The 6,062-nt window shown below is 47.4% G+C and carries 4 protein-coding genes and 1 pseudogene; 3 read left to right on the top strand and 2 right to left on the bottom strand.

The features are described from left to right. Together RMO84_RS20815 and RMO84_RS20810 are read left to right on the top strand one after the other, a co-directional pair. A partial coding sequence (locus RMO84_RS20815) for a pyruvate kinase (RefSeq protein WP_310490346.1) occupies positions 1-553 on the top strand: 553 nt, incomplete at its 5' end. Positions 554-934: 381 nt separating this feature from the next. Beyond that, a complete protein-coding gene (locus tag RMO84_RS20810; RefSeq protein ID WP_310490345.1) occupies positions 935-3,943 on the top strand; it encodes a PAS domain S-box protein in 3,009 nt (1,002 codons plus the stop codon). Between the two features lie 223 nt (positions 3,944-4,166). Here the strand turns inward: RMO84_RS20810 and RMO84_RS21445 are convergent. Beyond that, a pseudogene (locus RMO84_RS21445) lies at positions 4,167-4,436 on the bottom strand (type II toxin-antitoxin system HicA family toxin). After that, the gene (locus RMO84_RS20800) at positions 4,433-4,648 is read right to left on the bottom strand and encodes a 2-oxoisovalerate dehydrogenase (protein ID WP_310490343.1); all 216 of its coding nucleotides are present in this window, start codon (positions 4,646-4,648) and stop codon (positions 4,433-4,435) included. The pseudogene RMO84_RS21445 and the gene RMO84_RS20800 overlap by 4 nt, the downstream one beginning before the upstream one ends. 379 nt (positions 4,649-5,027) lie before the next feature. Here RMO84_RS20800 and RMO84_RS20795 point away from each other — a divergent pair, with 379 nt between their 5' ends. Then, on the top strand, positions 5,028-6,014 hold the full coding sequence (locus tag RMO84_RS20795) for a 2-hydroxyacid dehydrogenase (protein ID WP_310490342.1): 987 nt from the start codon (positions 5,028-5,030) through the stop codon (positions 6,012-6,014). Positions 6,015-6,062: the final 48 nt, after the last annotated feature.

The raw sequence follows: 6,062 nt of genomic DNA, 5'->3' as shown, positions 1-6,062 counted from the left end.
AACCGAACAAGATTTAACCGACCTAGATTTTGTCGCGGTTCATGCGGATATTATCGGTTACTCATTCGTTCAACGACCTAGCGATATTGAATTACTGCAAAAAGAATTGGCTAAACGTTGTGAAAACCGACTTTCCCCACCTGCGATCGTTGCCAAGATTGAAACCGCAATTGCCGTTACTCATCTACCCGAATTAATCGTCTATGCCGCCGGAAAAGGATCTTTTGGGGTAATGATTGCCAGGGGCGATTTAGCCGTTCAAATTGGCTATCAGCGTCTCACCGAGATCCAAGAAGAAATGCTGTGGATTTGTGAAGCGGCACATATTCCGGTAATTTGGGCAACTCAAGTATTAGAGAATTTGGTCAAAGATGGTATTCCTTCGCGGGGCGAAATGAGCGATGTTGCCATGTCCGAACGTGCTGTGTGTGTGATGTTAAATAAAGGGCCATTTATTGCCGAAGCGATCGGTATTTTGTATGATGTTTTAACGCGGATGGAGGCTCATCAATTGAAAAAAACGCCTCAATTGCGGGCACTCCATTCATGGTAATTATTTTAACCAGCAATCCAAACTATGAAAGTTGCTATTTTTAGTACCAAGTCATCTGAATCGCCAATTTTTTATCGCCGCTAATGTCCAACATCAATCGAGATCGGGAAATGTCTAAATTAGGGATTAAGCGCGCTCGGTGTGCTTAATCCCAGTCTGTTAAGCTCGAAACTCGATTCCGCAAGGCTGCGGCTATTGCTGGAGTAAACGCGACCCTACCGCCAAATATCAACTTTCTCCGCGATCGTGTGTAACGTTTTAAGGTAGAAAAGAGCATCTGGATCTGGTACGATCGGTTAGTTCAATACAATTGGACTAATCGATTCTCATTCTGAGAGGCTTCGCCAACGGATCGACTGTTCAATTTGACATGAATAAAACATGCTCATCCCCACTTTCACGCTGTTGATTATTGAAGACTTGGCGACAGATCGAGCGCTATATCGACTCGCTCTGAGCCAAGATTCAAGCTGTACTTATCAACTGTTGGAATCAGAATCTGTTGCAGGGGGACTGACATTGTGTCGCACTAGATCGATCGATGCGATTTTACTCGATTATAAGCTGCCAGATGGTGATGGGCTGGAGTTTCTAGCAGCACTGAACGCTCAAAGTAATGGCAGTAGTCCACCTGAGGTGATGGTGACGGGAATGAGCGACCCCAGAATTGCGGTCAAAGCGATGAAGCTGGGAGCCGAAGACTATTTGGTTAAAAGCGACCTGACACCAGAACTATTGCGATCGACGATGCGAATGGCGATTGAGAATGCCCGCTTGCAGCTAAAGTTGCAGCAGTCTCAGGCGCAAGCCGAACTCACACTGCAAGCCAAAAATCAGCAGATTACGACGATTTGGGAAAGCATGACCGATGCGTATATCACGCTCGATCGCCAGTGGCGGATCGTCTATGCCAATTCCGCTGCAACCGAAGTAGTGCGCCAATTAGTCGATCTCACCTCTGAAGAATTTTTGGGTAAAACTCATTGGGAAGTCTTTCCCTGGTCGGTCGGGAATATCGTCGAGCAGGAATATCGCCGAGCCGTGACCGATCGAGCGGCGGTACATTTTGAGGTATTGTACGAGCCAACTGAGACTTGGTTTGAGATTCATGCTTATCCCTCAGATGTCGGCTTAGGGATTTATTTTCAGGATATCAATGAACGCAAGCAGAGTGAAGCGGCACGGATTCAGGCCGAACGAGAGCGCGACAGGTTTTTCGAGATATCACTCGATCTGCTAACGATCGCCAATTTAGATAGTTATTTCGTGCGATTAAATCCAGCTTGGGAGCAGACCTTGGGCTTCACTACCGCAGAATTAATGGCAAAACCCTATCTAGACTTCGTACATCCCGACGATCGCGCCGCAACGCTAGCGACTGCCCAAGGATTGAGTAGAGGTCAGACGGTGATTAGGTTTGAAAATCGCTACCGCTGCAAAGATGGCTCCTATCGCTGGCTATCGTGGAGTTCGAGACCGTCTGACGAGCAGAATTTGGTATATGCAGTCGCCTATGATATCACCGAACAGAGGCGTGATGAAGAACTACTCCGCCAGAGTGAGGAATTAAACCGTCGCATCTTAGAGAGCAGTCGCGACTGCATCAAAGTTGTGGACTTACAAGGTCGTTTGATTTATATGAACGATTACGGACAGTCACTGATGGAAATTGATGACTTTGATACTGTCGTTAACCGTCAATGGCTCGAATTCTGGCAAGGTAGCGCACGAGCATCGGCTCAAACTGCCTTTAGCACAGCCTTGGCGGGGGGAGTCGATCGGTTTGATGCTTCTTCGCTGACTGCCAAAGGTACGCCGAAATGGTGGGAAGTAATTGTGACACCGATCCTGGCTACCGATGGTCGGGTCAGCCAAATTTTATCGGTTTCGCGCGATATGACCGAACGCAAACGGCTGGAGGCTGTGAGGCTAAAGGCAGAGCAAGAGCGCGACAGGTTTTTCGATCGGTCGCTCGATCTTTTGGCGATCGGCAATTTTGAGGGGTATTTCGAGCGGATCAATCCGGCTTTCGAGCGATTATTAGGCTTTACTCAAGCTGAATTTGCCTCCCGACCCTTTATCGATTTCGTGCATCCAGACGATCGCAAATCTACTCTGGCTGCCGCTTACAGCTTGGCAGACGATCGAATTGTAGTTGACTTCGAGAATCGGTGTCAGCGCAAAGATGGCTCCTCTGTCTGGGTGTCATGGAATGCGACACCATACCAACAGAGCAATTGTTGGTATGGTGTCGGTCGAGATATCACCGAGCGCAAACGCGCCGAGCGGGACTTGCGCGAATCACAAGAACGCTTGCAGGCGGGGATTGAAGTCGCAGGGGTGGGACTGGCAAGATTTGACTATGAAACCAATCTGGTCGCACTGTCTCCAGAAGCAGCCGTTTTATATGGATTTCCCGCTGATATTGCCTTCGTCACGCGCGAACAAATCCACGCTACCTTCCATCCCGACGAACGCGCCGATCTCGAAGTAACGATCGCCCAAGTTGTCGATCCGAATGGTACGGGCTGGTTTGCCCAGGATCATCGGGTGGTGTGGCCCAGTGGTGAAGTCCGCTACTTGAGCGTTCGCAAACAAGTTGTCTTCGTTGGCACAGCCTCTCCTGGGGAGAATCGAGTTGGTGCAGTTCCACGTCTGAGTTATGCCATTCTTGCCGCGATTGATATCACCCTCCGCAAACAGGCTCAAGCCGATTTGGAACAGCGCAATCAAGATCTAGCTAGCTTTGCCTATGTCGTCTCTCACGATCTCAAAGCACCCCTCCGAGGTATTGCCAATCTCTCCGAATGGATCGAGGAAGACTTTAATGGATCGCTCAGTGTGGCCAATCAACAGCAAATGACCCTGTTACGCAGCCGAGTTTACAAGATGGAAGCCACGATCGATGGCTTGCTTGACTATGCCCGCGTCGGGATCTCAGTTGAGACAATCGAATCAGTCTCCATCGCCGAACTGTTGGCTGATGTCATCGATTCGATCGCCCCACCGCCGACATTTAAGATCGAGCTACCGCCCGAACTGCCGATACTATCGACTCGACGGCTACCATTATTCCAGGTCTTCGCCAATCTCATCGGCAACGGCATCAGACATCATCATTCTGAAGCTGGCTCGATTCAGATTTCGATCCAGGATCGTGGTGACTGCTATGAATTCGCGATCGCTGATGATGGCCCAGGGATTGAGTCAGAGCATCACGATCGGATGTTCAAGATCTTCCAAGCCGTGAATCCGCAAAAGCGATCGGACAGTACGGGAATCGGGCTGGCAATTGTCAAAAAAATTGTCGAAGCCGAAGGCGGGACGATTTGGCTAGAGTCCGAACTTGGTAAAGGCACGACATTTTACTTTACCTGGCTCCAGCGTTAGTAGTAAATTTCCGCTCTGGTGATGGCAAAATAGTCGAAGCGATCGCCGATTAGATCTGATTAACTCACGAGATGCTCACACTTTAAACCTAAGATGACAAGGATCGAGGGAAGTGAATCATGAAAGTTGCTATTTTTAGTGCCAAGTCATACGATCGCACTCCAAATCACCGCGACTAAGTTCTCTTTCTCGGAGGGGAGGGCATCAGGAATACGACCGAGATTTACTCGCCAAACATCTGTTCTAGAAATTCATCCTTAGTCAAATCAAAGTGTTCGGCGACACTCCGCAGAATAGCATTTAAAGTCCCTATTTTGAGTGGATCGTGTGCGGGAACTGTGATGTGGTGCTGTCCGTAAGCGCAAAGCGCAGGCTACGCCAACGATTGAGTGGTTAAACGAATGTGACTACCAGTTTGACGGGTGATTTCATAGCCAAAGTTAGATAGGAGTCTAATTAATTGAGTACTGGATAAATCTCTCGGAACTTTCACGCCGCGAATACCTCGTCTCTAACGATGTGCAGCCTGATAATTTTCGGGCAATGTTCGGGCGTATCAAAATGGCAATTTACTGCATCTTTCACCATAATTTTCAATGTTGCTAGATCGTCAGCTTCGGTGAAAATTGACTCGTTGAGAGCCTGTGCTGTATAGCCGCCTTCGGGAGCTTGTTCTACTAAGAAGATAATTTCTGTTGTTGACACGAGCGTTCTTGAGGGTATTTTATGGTGTGGTGACTGTATGTCGATCTTATCGTACCTACTCAGTAAATTGGTCGATCCCCACATCACCGCTACTAAATTATCTTACTCTACGGAAGGTATCGGGATTTAGAGCCATTCTTTTTCGATTCTTGCTAAATCTCCCTTCGCACCAAGTGTGATAAATAGATCGCAAGCGATCGAGTAATACTGTTGTGTTGTGGTTCATCACCTTTAGATTCCTACTTACAACTAGGTGTAGTGCTATTGACTGAGGTGTAAAGCCTGCACCAGAATCTGCTCAATGACTGGATAGACATAACTACCTCACGAGATTCTCACACTTTAAACCTAAGATGACAAGGATCGAGGGAAGTGAATCATGAAAGTTGCTATTTTTAGTGCCAAGTCATACGATCGCCAGTTTTTTACCGCCGCTAATTCACAACATCAACATCAACTTACATTTTTAGAACCTAAACTCGATCGACACACAGCCATCCTGGCTAAAGATGCCACCGCCGTTTGTATCTTTGTCAATGATGAAGTCGATAAAGACACCCTCAAGGCTCTCGCTAGCGATCGTGTCAGCCTAATCGCTTTGCGCTCTGCTGGGTATAACAATGTCGATGTCCAAGCTGCCAAAAATCTGGGCATCAAATTAGTGCGCGTGCCAGCCTATTCCCCCTATGCCGTCGCCGAACATACTGTGGGATTAATCCTAACGCTCAATCGCAAATTACATCGAGCCTATAACCGCGTCCGCGAAGGCAATTTTTCACTCGAAGGATTGCTGGGGTTCGATCTACATGGACGGACGATTGGAATTATCGGTACGGGCAGAATTGGCGCAGTCGCCGCCCAAATTATGACGGGGTTTGGTTGCAAAGTTATCGCCTACGATCCCTTTCCCAATCCCCAATGCGAGGCGATTGGAGTCGAATACATGGAGCTATCCCAACTGTTTTTCCAGTCGGATATTATTACCCTCCACTGTCCATTAACTCCAGAAAACCATCACTTAATTAACAAAGAGGCGATCGCTCAAATGAAGCCTCATGTGATGCTAATCAACACTAGTCGGGGAGCATTAATCGACACAAATGCGATTATTACTGCACTCAAATCATCCCAAATTGGTGGATTAGGATTAGATGTTTACGAACAAGAATCGGAGCTATTCTTTGAAGATCGATCCGATCGAATTATGCAAGATGATACATTTGCCCGCCTGATGACTTTTCCTAACGTAATAATTACCGGACATCAGGCGTTTTTTACTGAAGATGCGATGCGGGCGATCGCTGAAGTGACATTAGCAAATATCACGGAAATCGAACGAGAACAGCCCTGTAAAAACGAAATTTAGATTCAGGAATTAACTTAAAATGACACTCAAAATTGGTATTAACGGCTT

The organism is Chamaesiphon sp. VAR_69_metabat_338 (assembly GCF_031423935.1).
Taxonomy (GTDB): domain Bacteria; phylum Cyanobacteriota; class Cyanobacteriia; order Cyanobacteriales; family Chamaesiphonaceae; genus Chamaesiphon.
Note: the sequence above shows the minus strand (reverse complement) of the source record. Positions and strands in the feature narration are given on the sequence as shown.

Bases quoted from the DNA above. Each gene is read 5' to 3' on its own strand.
- RMO84_RS20810 (WP_310490345.1), top strand. From the start codon at position 935: ATGCTCATCCCCACTTTCACGCTGTTGATTATTGAAGACTTGGCGACA.
- RMO84_RS20795 (WP_310490342.1), top strand. From the start codon at position 5,028: ATGAAAGTTGCTATTTTTAGTGCCAAGTCATACGATCGCCAGTTTTTT.